The organism is Pseudomonas sp. OIL-1 (assembly GCF_010669185.1).
In the GTDB taxonomy this organism is placed as follows: Bacteria; Pseudomonadota; Gammaproteobacteria; order Pseudomonadales; family Pseudomonadaceae; genus Halopseudomonas; species Halopseudomonas profundi.
On record NZ_CP048629.1, the window covers coordinates 858,750 to 874,533 of the forward strand.

General features: G+C 58.8%; 16 protein-coding genes and 1 pseudogene. 7 read left to right on the forward strand and 10 right to left on the reverse strand.

Translation table 11 applies throughout. From position 1 onward, the window contains the following. Position 1: 1 nt before the first annotated feature. Positions 2-1,549: a glucose-6-phosphate dehydrogenase gene (zwf, locus tag G3M63_RS03875; protein WP_163981911.1), complete on the reverse strand. Its 1,548-nt coding sequence runs from the start codon at positions 1,547-1,549 to the stop codon at positions 2-4. Positions 1,550-1,697: 148 nt separating this feature from the next. Between zwf and hexR the strand changes: the two genes are divergently transcribed. Continuing rightward, the gene (gene hexR / locus G3M63_RS03880) at positions 1,698-2,573 is read left to right on the forward strand and encodes a transcriptional regulator HexR (RefSeq protein ID WP_150299825.1); all 876 of its coding nucleotides are present in this window, start codon (positions 1,698-1,700) and stop codon (positions 2,571-2,573) included. Positions 2,574-2,602: 29 nt separating this feature from the next. Beyond that, positions 2,603-2,881: a peptidylprolyl isomerase gene (locus tag G3M63_RS03885; RefSeq protein ID WP_150299826.1), complete on the forward strand. Its 279-nt coding sequence runs from the start codon at positions 2,603-2,605 to the stop codon at positions 2,879-2,881. Between the two features lie 51 nt (positions 2,882-2,932). On the opposite strand, the gene G3M63_RS03890 is transcribed toward G3M63_RS03885, so the two are convergent. Beyond that, entirely contained in the window at positions 2,933-3,418 is a 486-nt protein-coding gene (locus G3M63_RS03890) for a GFA family protein (protein WP_163981912.1), read from the reverse strand. Between the two features lie 356 nt (positions 3,419-3,774). On the opposite strand from G3M63_RS03890, the gene G3M63_RS03895 reads away from it, so the two are divergent. After that, positions 3,775-4,617: a S1 RNA-binding domain-containing protein gene (locus G3M63_RS03895; protein WP_163981913.1), complete on the forward strand. Its 843-nt coding sequence runs from the start codon at positions 3,775-3,777 to the stop codon at positions 4,615-4,617. A 49-nt stretch (positions 4,618-4,666) separates the two neighbouring features. On the opposite strand, the gene G3M63_RS03900 is transcribed toward G3M63_RS03895, so the two are convergent. The 3 genes from G3M63_RS03900 to G3M63_RS03910 form a co-directional block, all read right to left on the reverse strand. After that, a complete protein-coding gene (locus G3M63_RS03900) occupies positions 4,667-5,251 on the reverse strand; it encodes a YqaA family protein (protein ID WP_218573651.1) in 585 nt (194 codons plus the stop codon). A 127-nt stretch (positions 5,252-5,378) separates the two neighbouring features. Beyond that, positions 5,379-5,924 carry a transcriptional regulator gene (locus G3M63_RS03905; protein ID WP_150299829.1) on the reverse strand — a complete coding sequence of 182 codons (546 nt, stop codon included), beginning with the start codon at positions 5,922-5,924 and terminating at the stop codon, positions 5,379-5,381. 12 nt (positions 5,925-5,936) lie between these two features. Beyond that, positions 5,937-7,109, reverse strand: coding sequence for a zinc-dependent alcohol dehydrogenase (locus G3M63_RS03910; RefSeq protein WP_150299830.1), 1,173 nt, complete (start codon positions 7,107-7,109; stop codon positions 5,937-5,939). Between the two features lie 418 nt (positions 7,110-7,527). Between G3M63_RS03910 and G3M63_RS03915 the strand changes: the two genes are divergently transcribed. The 3 genes from G3M63_RS03915 (at position 7,528) to G3M63_RS03925 (ending at position 9,234) form a co-directional block, all read left to right on the forward strand. Further along, entirely contained in the window at positions 7,528-7,893 is a 366-nt protein-coding gene (locus G3M63_RS03915; protein WP_163981914.1) for a response regulator, read from the forward strand. A gap of 154 nt (positions 7,894-8,047) precedes the next feature. Then, the gene (locus G3M63_RS03920; RefSeq protein ID WP_150299832.1) at positions 8,048-8,407 is read left to right on the forward strand and encodes a hypothetical protein; all 360 of its coding nucleotides are present in this window, start codon (positions 8,048-8,050) and stop codon (positions 8,405-8,407) included. Between the two features lie 98 nt (positions 8,408-8,505). Continuing rightward, complete coding sequence (locus tag G3M63_RS03925) at positions 8,506-9,234, forward strand: ROK family protein (RefSeq protein ID WP_218573652.1); 729 nt, start codon at positions 8,506-8,508, stop codon at positions 9,232-9,234. 15 nt (positions 9,235-9,249) lie between these two features. Here G3M63_RS03925 and G3M63_RS03930 read toward each other — a convergent pair whose 3' ends face one another. From G3M63_RS03930 to G3M63_RS19690, 4 genes and pseudogenes are all read right to left on the reverse strand, one after another. Further along, a complete protein-coding gene (locus G3M63_RS03930; protein WP_150299833.1) occupies positions 9,250-10,221 on the reverse strand; it encodes a phosphoribosyltransferase in 972 nt (323 codons plus the stop codon). 159 nt (positions 10,222-10,380) lie between these two features. Continuing rightward, entirely contained in the window at positions 10,381-10,659 is a 279-nt protein-coding gene (locus tag G3M63_RS03935) for a hypothetical protein (RefSeq protein WP_163981915.1), read from the reverse strand. Between the two features lie 302 nt (positions 10,660-10,961). Continuing rightward, positions 10,962-11,729 carry a methyl-accepting chemotaxis protein gene (locus G3M63_RS19685; protein ID WP_371923572.1) on the reverse strand — a complete coding sequence of 256 codons (768 nt, stop codon included), beginning with the start codon at positions 11,727-11,729 and terminating at the stop codon, positions 10,962-10,964. 102 nt (positions 11,730-11,831) lie between these two features. Continuing rightward, positions 11,832-12,584: pseudogene (locus G3M63_RS19690) on the reverse strand (HAMP domain-containing protein); the annotation flags it as partial. A gap of 166 nt (positions 12,585-12,750) precedes the next feature. Here G3M63_RS19690 and G3M63_RS03945 point away from each other — a divergent pair. Beyond that, entirely contained in the window at positions 12,751-13,845 is a 1,095-nt protein-coding gene (locus G3M63_RS03945; protein WP_150299836.1) for a calcium/sodium antiporter, read from the forward strand. On the opposite strand, the gene G3M63_RS03950 is transcribed toward G3M63_RS03945, so the two are convergent. After that, positions 13,842-15,779 (reverse strand): alkaline phosphatase D family protein, encoded by a 1,938-nt coding sequence (locus G3M63_RS03950; protein WP_163981917.1) that lies wholly within the window; start codon positions 15,777-15,779, stop codon positions 13,842-13,844. The two genes, G3M63_RS03945 and G3M63_RS03950, sit on opposite strands and share 4 nt — an antisense overlap. Positions 15,780-15,784: the final 5 nt, after the last annotated feature.

A 15,784-nucleotide genomic window follows, 5' to 3' on the forward strand; every position in this document is an offset into this window, starting at 1 on the left:
GCTAGCGTTCGTCGAGCCAGGTATGTCCCTGGCGCTCGAGCAGACTGTCCGCCGCTTCAGGTCCCCAGCTCCCGGCAGCATACCGCTTGGGCGACCGGTAGCTGTTCTGCCAGCCTTCGATAATCGGATCAACCCAGCGCCAGGCGGCCTCGATTTCATCACGGCGCATGAACAGCGTGGCATCCCCGTCGATCACATCGAGCAATAAGCGTTCATAAGCGTCCCAGCGACGGCGCTTGAACGCATCGGCGAAATTCAGATCCAGCTCGACTTCCTGCAATGCCATGCCCCGGCCGGGCGATTTGGCCATCAATGACAGGCTGATACTTTCGTCAGGCTGCAGCCGGATGACCAGACGGTTACCGGGCGCGAAATCGCCGCGCTGCGGGAACAACCGGTGCGGCACAGCCTTGAACTGCACCACAATTTCGGATTTACGCTGCGCCAGCGATTTGCCGGTACGCAGGTAAAACGGCACTCCGGCCCAGCGCCAGCTGTCTATCTCAGCCTTGAGCGCGACAAAGGTTTCAGTATTGCTGTCGTGATCGACGCTTTTCTCAAAATAGTAAGCGGGCAGCTTCTCACCTGCCCGCACCCCCGCTGAATACTGGCCCCGCACCGTGTGGTCCTGAACGTCCATGCCACCGATGGGCCGCAGAGCTTCGAGAATTTTCAGTTTTTCGTTACGCACCGACTCAGGTTCGAAGTGCACCGGTGCTTCCATCGCCACCAGACACAACAGCTGCAACAGATGGTTCTGTACCATGTCCCGGATCGCGCCGGCCTTGTCGTAATAATCGCCGCGATTTTCCACGCCTACCGTTTCCAGCACGCTGATTTGCACATGATCAACATGCGCATTGCGCCAGAGCGGTTCGAACAGGGCGTTGCCGAAACGCAACGCCAGCAGATTCTGTACCGCCTCCTTGCCGAGATAATGGTCGATACGGAACACGCGCGACTCATCAAAGACCGAGCCGATCTGATCATTGATCTGATTGGCGGTTTCCAGACTCTGGCCCAGCGGCTTTTCCAGCACAATGCGCGCTTCGGCGGTGACCAGTCCGGCTGAGTCCAGATGTTTGGCGGTGGAAGCAAACAGGTTCGGCAGGGTCGCCAGATAAAACACGCGGATACGATCCGGATGCTCGCCCAGCCTTTCACCCAGACGCGAATAGGAGGTCCGTTGACTGACGTCCAGCGTCATGAATTCGAGCCGTTGCGCAAAGGCCTCCCACACCGACTGATCAAAATCCCCCTGCGCCACGTGCTGGCTGACATGACGCTGCACCAGTTTGCGATAATTCTGCGCGTCGTGCTTGCCGCGTGCAGTAGCGATGATGCGCGTCTCGGCATGCAGATGCCTGTCTCGATGCAGGTAATACAGGGAAGGCAACAACTTGCGCATCGCCAGATCCCCGGTGCCACCAAATACCACTATGTCGCAGGCCAGGCCGCGTTTTGCTGACACAGCAATTCTCCTGTTACGCTGTTGAAAGGCGCCTTGGGGGAGGCTGGCTATTCTTGAATAACCGGCGCGTCCCGGCATCAGAGAGCGTCTGGGTCGGTCCGCATCGAGGCGGAAGCAAGTTTCTTCAAACCGTTAATACGCTGCCATTAACGCTGGTTCGGCGCTTTTTGTAGTATAACTACAAGAAATCTCATCCCAATGGCACCCAGACTAGCATGAAGTCCACGTGAATTTGCTCCAGCACATCGCCGCCAGCCGCCAGCTGCTCCGCAAGTCAGAGCTCAAGGTCGCAGACCACGTTCTTGCACATGCGGCGCAGGTAATGCACTCATCCATGGCCGATCTGGCCCGGGAAGTGGGCGTGAGTGAACCGACCATTGTGCGCTTCTGCCGGGCTATCGGCTGTACCGGATTCCAGGACCTCAAACTGAGACTAGCGCAAAGCCTCGCGGCCGGAGCCAGTTTTGGCCAGTTTTCGATAAACGAGGATGACAGCGTCGATCAGCTGTCACACAAGATCTTCGATACGACACTGGCGACTCTGATGGAAGTACGCGAACGGCTCGACACCGCAGCCACCGAACGGGCAATCGAGGCGATGGCCCATGCACGGCGGGTGGAGTTTTACGGTTTCGGTGCCTCCGGTGCCGTAGCCAGCGATGCACAGCACAAGTTTTTCCGCTTGCAGGTATCCACAGCGGCCTATTCTGACCCGCACATGCAAGCGATGTCAGCCGTTACCCTGGGCCCTGAAGATGTCGCCGTGGCGATCTCGCAGACCGGGCGCACCAAGGACCTGTTGCATTCCGCATCGCTGGTCGCGGAAAGCGGCGCGACGCTGATCAGCCTGTGTCCGAGCAATACGCCGCTGGCAGAGCTCGGCAAAATCCACATTCCCATCGATGTGACGGAAGATACGGAGATTTATACGCCGCTGTCTTCGCGTATTGCCCATCTGGTGGTGATCGACGTGCTGGCGATGGGCATGGCCATGCGCCGTGGACCGGAACTGGTCAATCATCTTAAAAGCGTCAAGCGCAGCCTGCGCGGCTTGCGGTTGTCCCACAAGGCAGGCCAACGCAGCGCCGACAGCCACGACTGAAAGCCTTCCTCTGCAGGAGACTCGACACGATGCCTACCGCGATGGCCCGCCACATTCTGGTAAAGACCGAAGCACAAGCCGCAGATCTGAAGAAACGCCTCGCTGCCGGCGAAGCCTTCGATGTGCTGGCGAAGAAATATTCGACCTGCCCATCACGCAAGCGCGGCGGCGACCTGGGCGAAGTGCGCCCGGGTCAGATGGTCAGGGCGATTGATCAGATCATTTTCAAAAAGCCGCTCAAGAAGATCCACGGCCCGGTGAAAACCCAGTTCGGCTATCACCTGGTGCAAGTCTTCTACCGCGACTGACAGCCACCCTTCTCACACATCACCTCCTAGCTTCTAGCCTCTAGCTTTCAACTACTGACTCAACCCCAGCCGTTCGTGCCATTCGGCAATCGACTCCTCGGGATATTCCCGATATTCCTTGTCGCCCGGCCGGGTCTCCGGCTCCGCCCATGCCGCGCGTGAGCCCAGCATCATATGCGTGCGCTCCGGCGGGACCGGCAATGGCGTATCGATCGCCGAGGCGAACGGATGAGTCAATTCAGGCCACTCAGGGCTGAACAACCATAAGCCCGATCCGCAGCGGCTACAGAAGTGCCGCTCGGCGCTGCTGGCTCTAACGCTGCCATCCTCGCCCGGCATCACTGCATGGTAAATGGTGATATCTTCCCGGCCGGTCACCTCCATACTGGCCGTATCGCCACTCAGATTGATTGCATACCCTCCTCCGCCCTGCGTCTTGCGGCAGATCGAACAGTAGCAGCGCTGATAGGGATAGGGGTGCGCGCTTTCAAGTTCGAAGCGCACCGCGCCGCAATGACACGAACCTTTCAATTGCATCTATGCCTCCTTGGTGATTCCTGTCGCCTCGCCCTCGACAGGTCAGGGCAAAGCCTGACGCGTTTGCGGCCTGGGCGGGTTAGCCGGCCAGGCACCCTGGCCGCCGATACATGACGTCATACCCCGCGCGCGATATCCGCGACCGCTTCGCCTGATGTTTCTTCGTTGGCAGCCATCGGATTGAGTTCACGCAACCCGTGAATTTGTGACCATTCCCAAATCTGTCGTTCACCTCCGTTCGTCGACCCGCAGAGTCCGTTGTAGGCAGGCGCAGCGGCATCTGAGGCGCGCCGGCAACCGCCCCGCGCACCGGAGCTCCTGCTACAATGCCAGGCACTTCAACGCGGAATCTGACCATGGCTGCAATCGGGCGCTTCAACACACTGCAAATCGTCAAACACACCGGATTCGGCCTCTATCTGGACGGCGGGCCGGACGGCGAAATACTGCTGCCGAACCGTTACATACCCAAAGACCAACCGACCGAAGTCTACGACTGGCTCAATGTGTTCATCTATCTGGACAGCGAAGACAAGCTGATCGCCACCACCGAAACGCCCAAGGTTCAGGTAGGGGAATTTGCCAGTCTCAAAGTAGCGGAAATAAACCGGGTCGGCCTGTTCCTCGACTGGGGTCTGCCCAAGGACGTTCTGCTACCCCATTCCGAAGAAAAACGCCCGCTGAAAGAGGGTGATTACTGTGTGGTCTATCTGTATCTGGACCGGCATACGCGCCGTATCACCGCTACGGCATATCTGGACCGGTATCTCGACAAGCTACCGGTGCGCTACAACCCGGGCGATGAGGTGGACCTGCTGATCGTGTCGCCAACCGATCTCGGCTACAAGGCCATCATCAACCACTCGCACTGGGGCTTGATCCACAAGAACGAGGTGTTCAAGTTCCTGCGCAGCGGCATGCGCGAAAAAGGCTATATCAAGGAAATTCGTGCCGATGGCAAGATCAGTCTGAGCTTGCAGCCGGTCGGTAGCGGGGCTGGCGATCAACTTCAGCAGCAGATTCTCGAGCAACTTGATGCCCGGCAGGGGGTGCTTGCCTTGAGCGACAAGAGCCCGCCAGAAGCCATCACCAAGGCGTTCGGTGTGAGCAAGGGCAGCTTCAAGAAGGCTATCGGTGGTTTGCTGAAACAGGGCCTGATTGTCATCCACCCCGACCGCATTGAACGCAGCCAGCGCTAAAGGCGCTGGCAGGCAGAATCCGGGCCGAAAGCAACCAACGGCATAGCGCCTAACCAGTAATTTCGAACCATAGCCATACGCCAGCCAGCACCAGCAGCAGCACCCCGAGCGGCCTGGAATACTTGTCCCAGATTTTCATCGCCGCATCGCCGGCAATCGCCACCAGCAACGCCAGACCAAAATAGCGCGCACCCCGGCCGATCATGGCGGCAAGCAGGAATAACGCAATCGGATAACCATTCGCGCCAGCGGCCAGCATGGCGATCTGAAAGGGCACCGGCACTATGCCGATAGTAAGGATCGCAACAAAGCCTTCTTCGCTGAAGCGCGACTGAAACTGCTCGTATGAGTCCTGGTTACCGAAAAAATTAATCAGCGTGTCGCCCCAGTGATCCATCGCGAAGACGCCGAAATAATAACCCAGTGTTGCGGCTGTCAGATTCCCCGCCAACGCCACACCTGCAATGGTCCATTTGCGCTCGGGATGACAGAGCATCCAGGGAATCAGGATGACCTCGATGGGAATCGGCACCAGCAATGTTTCTGCCATCGAGGCGGCAAATAACAACCAGAGCGCGTGGCGTGAGCGATCGAGCCGGTCCAGCCAGGCCCTGGGTGAGGTAACTTTCGGCAAGCGGGAAATCCTTGTAAAACGAGAACCTTGGTGAGACCGTCGCGTCGCAGGTCTGGTTCGCTTTCAACGCAACTATACGCGCTGAGCCATACATACCGACGCAGCGGACGCTGCGTCGGTACGCCCCTCAGGGCCGCTTGGCGGTTTCTCTATCCGCAGCCTGCATTCCGCTCACCTGCGGCGCATCGTTGATGCTACCGTCCCCTGCTGCGGCCCGTCCGCGCATTTTCTCAGCAGGTTCGGAAAAACCACTACGATCGCTATAGTCATACACCGTGACCAATTGCTTCTCCTTGCCCAAGCCCCGGGCGCAGGCCAGGTCAGCGGCGGCAATCGCCGCTACACCGCCCAGCGCGATGGCGGTGTTCACCGGTTCGTTACCGCGCTGGGCCGCAACCCCCAGCGTCGCCAGATCCAGTGCGTCTCCACCAATGCGCGCATAGATCCATGGCGCGGGCTTATCGGTCATCAACAAGCCGACCCCGGTGGCAATCTCGCGCAGACCATAAAGCCGCAGCAATCCGGCCCGGCCCGGCAGGCCAACGGTACTGGCCAGCGCGCGCGGCATCAGCAGCTCGGCGACACCCAGGCCAATGCTGAGCCAGCCCAGGCTCCGTGCGGCCTTGTGTGCAGCATGATTGGTGCGGTATTCCCGACTCGATTTACGTTGCATGATCATATCTCCTCAGGGCTTCAGCACGACTTTGACGCAGCCGTCATGCTTGTCGCGGAAGGTCTTGTACAGGTCCGGGCCATCTTCAAGCTTGGCCGTATGGGTGATGACAAACGACGGATCGATCTGCCCGTCCTGAATGCGCTTAAGCAGGTCATCAGCCCAGCGTTGGACATGGGTCTGCCCCATGCGGAAGGTCAGTGACTTGTTCATGGCTGCACCGAAGGGAAGCTTGTCCAGCAGACCGCCGTACACGCCGGGAATCGACAGGGTACCGCCGGGACGGCAGACGTACATCATTTCGCGTAACACATGCGGGCGGCCAGTTTCCATGAAGGTAGCCTGCTTGATCCGGTCATACATCGCGTCGATCGAGCGCGCTGCGTGGGATTCCATTCCGACCGCATCGATGCATTTCTCGGGCCCCTTGCCCTTGGTCAGCTCGCTGAGTCGTTCAACCACACTTTCTTCATCAAAGTTGATGGTGATCGCGCCGCCAGCACGGGCCATGGACAACCGCTCCGGAACATTGTCGATACAGATGACCTGCTCGGCGCCAAGCAGAATGGCGCTGCGTATGGTGAACTGACCAACCGGACCCGCTCCCCAGATAGCCACAGTGTCGGTACGCTGAATATCGCACTGCACGGCCGCTTGCCAGCCCGTCGGGAAGATATCGCCAAGGAACAATGCTTGCTCATCAGTCATGCCCTCTGGCACGACCACAGGCCCGACATCAGCGAAGGGCACTCTTACGAATTCAGCCTGACCACCGTCGTAGCCACCGGTGAGCTGCGTATAACCAAACAGGCCGGCGGTGGTGTGACCAAACAGCTTGTCGGCCAGTTTGGCGTTGCGGTTACTCCGCTCACACACTGAAAAATTGCCGCGCCGGCATTGGTCGCACTCCCCGCAGCTGATAGTGAATGGCACGACAACCCGATCGCCAACCTTGAGCTTCTTGTTGGCAGACCCGACTTCCATCACTTCCCCCATGAACTCATGGCCCATGATGTCCCCGTGGGTCATGCCCGGCATGAAGCCGTCGTACAGGTGCAGGTCGGACCCACAAATAGCGCACGAGGATACCTTTACAATCGCGTCACGCGGATCTTCGATGGAGGGGTCGGGTACGTGATTGTCACAACGAATATCTTTCTTGCCATGCCAGCGGAGTGCTCTCATGGGAATCTCCTGTTCGGATGAACGAATGCCGCGTGGTGATTCCTTCGATGTGCTACTACGCCGATTGCGCAGCAGTGCGCGTTCCACTGCAATGATGTGCCGGAAGCATACGGCCGGCGTCCCGCGGCGATTGCATACAAAGGGTTAGTACATGGCGGGAAGACAAAAGTTGCCGAGACGTGCAAGATTGCCGCCGGTTACCGACGAGCTGTTCCGCTTTCTGACACATTCGCCGCAAATAGGAATCTTATTCGGCATATTCGGGGGAACTTGGAAGCAACATAGGAATCTTTATAGCGGATCCCTACATCGCCCCGCCTCGCTTGCCGGCCTCAACATCTACCTGAGGGCTGCGAAACAGGCGAAACAGACAGCCGCAGCCGTTCGGCGATAGTTTTCAAACACTGGTGGTCGCATCATGAACATACTGATCGTAGAAGATGAAGCACTGATCGCAATGCTTCTTGAAGAAATGCTCGATACCCGCGGCTATAACGTCGCGGCGCATGCCTCGACACTGGCTGAAGGCGAAACCATGGCGTCATCGCTGGACGTGGACGTGGCCATTCTGGATGTCAGCCTGGGCGGCGACTCGGTGTTTCCGGTAGCTGAACGCTTATCCGACCGGGGCATTCCGTTCATGTTCACGACCGGCTTCGGCGCGGCCGGCATGCCTGAGGTGTGGGCGGATCGTCCGGTCTTCAGCAAGCCATACGAAATCGACTCGCTGATTGCGACTATCAAACAGTTGGTACCAAGCGCACCGGTCGCTGCGGCAGGCTAGGCACCAGCGTCTCGCACTCTGCTCGCTCCTGGAGGTTCTGGTCTGCCTGGATACACGTCTGTCCGTGGTTTGGCGCTACTGGTTCCTGCATCAAGGAACTTCAGCGCTATTCACCCCTTCTATATCTGAACATTCCTGATGTCACAGGTAGAAAATGAAAAAGATCCTCTTAGCTTGTGGTTTGGCCACCTGCTTTCCTCTTGTTGCCGCTGCAGATAACGTAGAGCTGGAGAAGGAATTGAACGGGCTGGATATTCAGACTGAAGTGGTGGGCGACACCGGCACCACCGCGGGCCCCGCTACTGGCGGAACCAGCGGAGTCCAGGCACTCAGAGTAACCAATAATGGCGACGTCACTGCCAACTGCAGACTTGAACCTCATCCATCCGAGCCAGCGATGACCGGCTCGCCTGAAACCCTTATCGAAGCGGGCGATTCAGCCACCTTGCGTCTGGAAGGCAGCTATTCAAGCGCGACCATTCGCTCGAAACTGGTCTGCGAAGAAGAAAGCTGAGGTGTTAGCCGGATCCGGAATGGTTGCGACTGCCCGGATCCGGCCTGATCAGACGCACCGACCATAACCCATCTTCCACACATAACACGGGAGCCATATTGAAACCGGGCATTCTGGTATTCGACATCGGCGGCAGCGGCATCAAGGCCGCGGTAGTTGATGAGCAAGGCAATCTTCTGAGCGAGCGCTTGCGTGTGCCCACCCCGCATCCATGTCTGCCTTCGGTGCTTGTCGACACCCTCGTCCAGCTGGTCGCGCTCTGTCCGGCCTACAATCGCATATCCATCGGATTCCCCGGCGCGATTCGCAATGGACTCATTCTCACCGCAGCCAACCTCGATAGCCGCGAGTGGATTGGTTTTGACTTGCCTGATGCCCTTTCCCGCCGAATGGATAATCATCCCGCACGGATCATCAACGATGCCGATCTGCAGGGGTTTGCCCTGATTCGGGGTAAGGGACTGGAGCTGGTTATTACTCTGGGCACAGGCTTCGGCTCGGCACTGTTTCGCGACGGGCAATTAATGCCGCACCTGGAGCTTGCGCACCATCCGGTGGCTGACAACCTGACCTATGACCAATATCTGGGAAATGCCGCGCTGAAACAGATCAACGCAGAGGTGTGGAACGAGCGGTTACTGCGCGTGCTCGATGTGCTGGAGGTCTTGCTGCATCCCGATCACATCGTGCTGACGGGAGGCAACGTGCGGCTGGTCACGGTCGACCTGCCATCCTCGGTCAGGATGGCGCCCAGCGATACAGGTATCAGCGGCGGCGCCGCCTTGTGGCGGCACCAGAGCCAGGGCGTTGGAGATCCTGCCCGGTAACCGTGGACCGCTACGTCAGGGTGTCAACGGCAGATGGCGGTCCATGAACCGCTTGACCTTGCCCAGGGCCTTGTCGCGAAACGACAAGCTTTTGCGTACCGCCTGAGACTTCAACCCTGACAGACTTGCCCCCGGGGAATACATCTCGTTTGTTTCCAGACAGAACACCGGCTTGCTGGTGAGCCGCATGATCTCGCGAGCCTGAAGCTCTTCGTTTTCAATGAACAGCACAGCATGCGGGTCGCTACGATAGACATCAGCCTTGAACTGTTTGTGCATATCCAGGCGCCGTCGTTCGGCGGCACTGGGCAGATCCAGCATATGCAACTGCTGATAGCGCACCCCGTGACGTTCGAGCCAGGCTTCTGTTTCGCAACGGTATTTCTCCAGCCGACTGGTAACCAGATGCTTCACCTCGACCGAAGGGATAAATAGCGGCCTGGCATGCTCGAGAAACCCGAGGTAGTTTGCCCCATCATCGTTCTGCATCCGCGTCGGATCAACACACAGCACGCCATCGATATCCAGGCACGAATGGCTGATCAGCGGGTGGTGCATGATGTTCCATTCAAATACACGTGGCTGCTCTACCGCCTCGAGGAAGATATCCACTGCCTCAGCGTTATTTCGCTGAGCGAAAGCAACCATGGTCACTACCTCGCCCGAAAAGATGCTGCTGACCTTGTCGCGAGCTTCGCGCATGGACCCGCCTGAGGCGATACTGTCATCCACCAGCAGGATTTTCCGGGCCTGCTGCGGCAGGCGTAGCGCTTCATGCTTGTACGTGCGAGTGTGCCCCTTCTTCAATTCATCGTTGCGTTCGAAGGCGTACAGATCGGTCAGCGGTAGATTGAGTTTCAACGCGACAATACTGGCTACCAGCATTCCGCTGCGAGGGATACCCACAACCAGGTCTACGTCAGTGGGCACTTTACTAGCGAATCGATTGGTGAGTGTCGACAGATCACTGACACTTCGGTAATTCATAGCTGCTCCTCAGCCTAACGGTTTTATTATTCCCGCTGCTACCCACTCCAGCGGTCTGTTCAATTTGCGTCCTCGTGTACCGCCTTTGTCTGGCTCAGTCAGATCGCTGGCCAGTCTCGTGACGGGCTAGCCCGGTCACGACTGGCCATGCTTGTATACTTAGAATACCCAGCGTTGAGCGCTTGCCTTGTTCTCGGCGTAGTTCTCGCCCTGGGCGACAAACGGAAGCGTCGCAGGCTTGGCGGTGCTCTGCTGGGTAATCGAAAGGGGTTGCGCCGGGCTTTCTTCGAAGCTGACAGATTCGAACTGCATGCCAGCGGAGCGCTCCCAGGCGGGAGCAGATGGGATGATCTTCTGCGAGGATTGCGGCCCAGCAACCATGGCAATCGCCATAACGGCCAGAACCAGAGGCGCTCGTTGTAGACGTTCAAGACTCATGTGCATCTCCCCAAAGCATTGGCTGAAAGAGCTCTAACGCGTTGGGTAAATATCGCAAGTCCTGTGCCAGTTCACACTTTTGGGTAAACCCATATAAAACAATAGCTTACGAAATACAAAAAGCGTTGCTACCATGCAGGGTGCATGATGTGGCGCTTCGATATCGTGCAAAGTGCAAAGTTCTGCGTCCTGGCGGGAACTTTACTTCAACCAGGTTGACGCGCCACGTACGGCAACGGAGTGGAGACAATAAATTGGACAACCATCATTGGCTTCGGTGCCGTAGGGTGGCCTGCGAGCGATCAAAGGGACAGCCGTCTGGTCAACTCGCCCAGTTGGTTAGACATTTCGTGCAGACCTGCACTCGCTTGGGCGGTGCGCTCGACGTCACGCTGGTTGCTCGCGGCAATTTCGCTTATCTCGGTGATATTGCGTGAAATATCCTCTGACACGCTGGTCTGCTCCTCGGCTGCGGTGGCGATCTGGCGATTCATATCGCGGATCGCTTCGACCGAAAGTGTTATTTCACGCAGGCGCTCGCCCATCATATTCACCTGGCGCATTCCGGTTTCACTGCTTGACTGCCCCCCTTCTATGGCACGCGCGGCGTGCTCCGCGCCGTCACGGACGTTATCGATAATCTGTTGGATCTCGGCGGTTGACGCACTGGTGCGCTGGGCCAGGGTGCGTACCTCATCTGCCACAACAGCGAACCCACGCCCGGCCTCACCGGCTCGAGCCGCTTCGATTGCCGCGTTCAGCGCCAACAGATTGGTTTGCGCAGCGATGCCCTGAATGACCTCAAGTACCTTGCCGATCCGCTGGCTATCCCCTTCGAGCTGTCCAATGATTTCGGCAGTACGGGAAATCTCACCGAGCATCGACTGCATGGCCGAAACGGTCTGGCTCATATCCTGTTCGCCCTGGCGAGTGTGATCGTCGGCCAGGTCAGCTGCATTGGCGGCATCTGCGGCATGTCGGGCCACTTCGGCGGCGGTTGCCGACATCTCCTGCATGGCAGCGGCGACCTGATCAGTACGGGAAAACTGCTCCCTTGCGCCATCAGTCATACGTGTCGCCACCGTGTTGAGTTCGCCGCTGGCGTGGTCAAGCTCGCTGGTACTCTGTTCAAGCTTGCGAAACGTATCGGCGAGGAAATCGCGAAGCTGGTTCGCCGCCCGCGCCAGCGTACCCAGCTCATCGTTGCGATCGGTTTTGATCGGCAAACCGATACGGCCACTGGCAAGCTGCTCTATCTGGCTGATCAAGCCCGTGATGGGTGCGACCAGACGCTGGTTCACCAGCCAGACGCTGAGCATGCAGATCAGCACGGTCGAGCCCAGCAACAGGCCAACGCCGATCCAGATGGCACGACTTGCCTGCTCTCCGATAATCCGGCCCTGCTCGAGGGCGTAGGACTCAATGGTATCGACCAGTGACGCCATCTGATCGCTGGTCGCACGATCGATACCTCGCACATTCCGATCGCCGGCCAGCGGATCGAAACCGCCAGTCCTGTAAGCCTGCAGGCCGACACGGTATGCGTCGCGGAGCCGCTGATGCTCCGTGCGCAACTGTTCGACCTGCTGGCGAGCCTGGGGCTGGATATCCAGAGCCGCAATTTCCGTCAGCAATGCTTGAACCTGCTGCTCTTCCTTTTCAAACTGGGCCCAATAGCGCTCCATGTCCTGACCGTTGCCGCCGCGCAGCAATACGTTCTTCCACTCCTGTACCTGCCCCTTGAAGGCCAGGTTCGCATCGTTGACCAGGCTTGACGCCTGCAGCGGCCCCTCGATGAGCGAGCGATAGCTGCTCATACCCTTCGATAGCGTATTCAGACTGGTTAATGCCACCAGAACCATCAGCGTCAGGCTGCCAACCAGCAGCACCAGGGCCTGGGTACGAAGTGAAGAGGATGTAGCCATGATCTGGGAATTCTATTTCGTGGAGTGAAGTGTGTGTTTCGGCCGCAAAGCCCCGAACTTGAGCGATCGAGACTGCGAAAAATAAAGATGTGTAAAGCTCACCGGCCAGCTTACGAGACGCCGGCGGCCACACTATACTGGCGGCACAACCACTGGAGCCCTCGCAATGACCCTTATGACGTTCGGATACCTGATCGCCGGTTTGATCCTGCTTGTTGCAGGTGCAGAAATCCTGGTCAAGGGGGCAGCCAAACTCGCCGCTCAGTTCGGCATTCCTCCGTTGATTGTGGGCCTTACCGTGGTTGCCTTTGGCACCAGCGCGCCGGAAACCGCCGTCAGTGTACAGGCGGCACTGGATGGCAGCGGTGATCTGGCAATCGGTAACGTGGTCGGCAGCAACATCGCCAACGTGCTGTTTATTCTCGGCGTGACAGCCCTGATCGCCCCGCTGATAGTGTCGCGCCAGCTGATCCGGCTGGATGTACCGATCATGATCGGCGCCAGCCTGCTGGCTCTGGCGCTGGCGTGGGATGGCGCGCTGAGCAAACTCGACGGGGCAATACTGTTCGTCTGCATCTTGGCTTACACCGCGTTCCTGATCATCAGTAGCCGCCGCGACAAGCAGGACGCAGCGGATGACGAGTTCGACAAGGAATATGGACTGCACGAGACGCCAAAGCCCTACGCCTGGCTGATCAACCTGGCACTGGTTGTGGTCGGCCTGGTATTGCTGGTGTCGGGCTCCAATTTTCTGGTGACCGGTGCGGTCAGCCTGGCACGGGCTCTGGGTTTGTCAGAGCTGGTCATCGGCCTGACGGTGGTGGCGATCGGCACCTCCTTGCCTGAGCTCGCCACCTCCGTGCTGGCAGTCATTCGAGGCGAGCGGGACATCGCGGTGGGCAATATCGTCGGCAGCAATATCTTCAACCTGCTCTGCGTCCTCGGGCTGGCGGCTCTGGTGTCGCCTGAGCCGATACTGGTTGCGGCCAACGCCTTGATATTCGACTTCCCGGTGATGATTGCGGTCGCTGTGGCGTGCCTGCCGATCTTTTTCTCCGGCTACCGCATCAACCGCTGGGAAGGTCTGCTGTTTCTCGCGTACTACGCTGCCTATACCTTCTACCTGGTGGTATTTTCAGCCGGGCGCCCGGTAGCCGAGGTGTTTGGTGACGCCATGCTCGGCTACGTATTGCCATTGACTGCTATCACGCTGATCGTCGTCGGCGGCCGTGCGTGGCAGCAGCAGAAAACCGCTCGCTAGGGTCTGTTCCCGGGCTGGCTGGCGGGGGGAAACAACACCTCGGGACCACGCGCATCAAGCTGGCGAATCTCTGCCGGACGGCCCTGCGCGTCCAGCCTCACCAGGCCGATGCCCGTACCGTTCCAGAGGCGCTCGCCGGCCCTGGCGCCTTCGGGATCCCGGGGCGTAATGCGCATGCGGCGGCGTTTGGTCAGCCAGTTCAGCGGCGACCAGGGTGCATAGAGCCAGCGGTTGAGTCGATCCAGCCAGTCGAGCAGCGTATCCGGGAAGGCATTTTTCAATCCGCTGCTCGTGATCTGCCAGATACGCGGGCCCTGTCGGCGGTGACGGATACGGATGTCATACACATAGGAATAGTGGACGTCCCCGGACAACACCACGTAGTTACCCGGGGTGCGTGAATGGCGAAAGATGTTCAGCATCACCTGTGCCGCGCCCCGATGCGCCATCCAGTTTTCCGCATCCACCAGTAGCGGTTTGCCGGCCAGGGTAAACAGCTTCTGGATGATCTCGATCAGCTTTACCCCGAACATCGGCGCCGGCGAGACCACTACTACGCTCGGTTTATCCAGCAAGGCTTGCTGCATTTCGGTCAATGCTTCCCAGTCCATCAGTCCGGAGGGCCGACCCGGGCTGCGCTCACTGCGCCAGCGCCGGGTCCGCGTATCCAGCACCAGTAGATGCGGCGTGCCTGGCACCTCGTATTCCCAGCCCTGGTATCTCAATAGCCAGTCAATGCAGGCGTCCTGCTCCTGCGAATCCAGCTGTCCTTCACTGCCAAGCTTGTTCAGGAATGTGTCGGCCCGGTCAATCGCATCGGCTACCTTGTCAGGCGCGTTACCCCATGCCTGACATAACAGATAAGCCAGCAGGGCGTTGCCGATGATGCGCTTTGACAGGGGATGACCATAGGCGGTGCTTTCCCACTCGGCGGAGAGGTTCCAGTCATCGGTCACATCGTGGTCATCGAAGATCATCAGCGAAGGCTGATGCGCCAACAACCGGGCCACGCTGGGTAACCCGGCGGTGAATCGCTGCAGAATCTCACGTTCCTGCGCAAAGGTTTTCCGGTGCTCGGCAGATAACCGAGGCTCGACTACATCCACCAAATGCCACGGCTCGGGCGACCAGACCAGCAGATACATGGCCATGGTCTCGGCAAAGGTAATCAGATGATTATGTGCGTGCGCCGAGGTAAAGATCGGCTTTCTGGCTCCGCCGAAGAAGCGACGCCGCACCGCCGCGCTCGACGCCACGTCAGGCAGCAGTTCTTCGCGCTGATAATAGCCCTGCCCGGCGGCATAGAGCGCCTGACTGTCGGGCACCGTGGCGCCTTCAAGCGCTTCATCGAACAGTCCGAGACGCGAGATCAGTTGATGGATTGCCACCAGCATCGGACCGGCAACATCGTCGGCATACACCTGGTCACCGGTCATGATCAGCCAGGCGGGCCGCTGCTCTGGTTGGTCCAGCCGTTCTGCCAACCATGCATCGGCACGCACCAGTCCATCCAGGCCGTCAAAGTGTGGCTTGCGGCAGGAGCCGTGCAGGAGATTGCGATTGTTGGACGCAATAACGAACGCAGGCCGCTCACGTCCGGAATGGCAAAGGTAAGGCAGGGCCGTAGATAAACGCAGCGGCGCGCCGTCTGCCTCCCACAACAGGTCGTATTCAATCTCCGTATCGGCTGGCAATGGCGGCACCATCGCCACGTCCAGCATATGAATCCAGGCGTGGCGGCCGATCGGGATCCTGCGACACCTGTGTCCGTCGAGCGTGACAGATCGCTCCGCAGCCAATGCCGGTTGCAGGACCAATTCAAAATCGAGCGGCCGCGTGGCCACCAACCATATCAGCAGCCGCTCTGGAGCGAGCCGGCGCAATAGGGGGCCGGTGAGAAAGGTGGGCAAAGCGACGTTCGCAGGTTCGGGCATGCAGC

Excerpts from the sequence above, each read along its gene's own strand:
- zwf (WP_163981911.1), bottom strand. The coding sequence starts at position 1,549 with ATGCCGGGACGCGCCGGTTATTCAAGAATAGCCAGCCTCCCCCAAGGC.
- G3M63_RS03885 (WP_150299826.1), top strand. The coding sequence starts at position 2,603 with ATGCCTACCGCGATGGCCCGCCACATTCTGGTAAAGACCGAAGCACAA.
- G3M63_RS03890 (WP_163981912.1), bottom strand. The coding sequence starts at position 3,418 with ATGCAATTGAAAGGTTCGTGTCATTGCGGCGCGGTGCGCTTCGAACTT.
- G3M63_RS03895 (WP_163981913.1), top strand. The coding sequence starts at position 3,775 with ATGGCTGCAATCGGGCGCTTCAACACACTGCAAATCGTCAAACACACC.
- G3M63_RS03905 (WP_150299829.1), bottom strand. The coding sequence starts at position 5,924 with ATGCAACGTAAATCGAGTCGGGAATACCGCACCAATCATGCTGCACAC.
- G3M63_RS03910 (WP_150299830.1), bottom strand. The coding sequence starts at position 7,109 with ATGAGAGCACTCCGCTGGCATGGCAAGAAAGATATTCGTTGTGACAAT.
- G3M63_RS03915 (WP_163981914.1), top strand. The coding sequence starts at position 7,528 with ATGAACATACTGATCGTAGAAGATGAAGCACTGATCGCAATGCTTCTT.
- G3M63_RS03920 (WP_150299832.1), top strand. The coding sequence starts at position 8,048 with ATGAAAAAGATCCTCTTAGCTTGTGGTTTGGCCACCTGCTTTCCTCTT.
- G3M63_RS03930 (WP_150299833.1), bottom strand. The coding sequence starts at position 10,221 with ATGAATTACCGAAGTGTCAGTGATCTGTCGACACTCACCAATCGATTC.
- G3M63_RS03935 (WP_163981915.1), bottom strand. The coding sequence starts at position 10,659 with ATGAGTCTTGAACGTCTACAACGAGCGCCTCTGGTTCTGGCCGTTATG.
- G3M63_RS19685 (WP_371923572.1), bottom strand. The coding sequence starts at position 11,729 with ATGACTGATGGCGCAAGGGAGCAGTTTTCCCGTACTGATCAGGTCGCC.
- G3M63_RS03945 (WP_150299836.1), top strand. The coding sequence starts at position 12,751 with ATGACCCTTATGACGTTCGGATACCTGATCGCCGGTTTGATCCTGCTT.
- G3M63_RS03950 (WP_163981917.1), bottom strand. The coding sequence starts at position 15,779 with ATGCCCGAACCTGCGAACGTCGCTTTGCCCACCTTTCTCACCGGCCCC.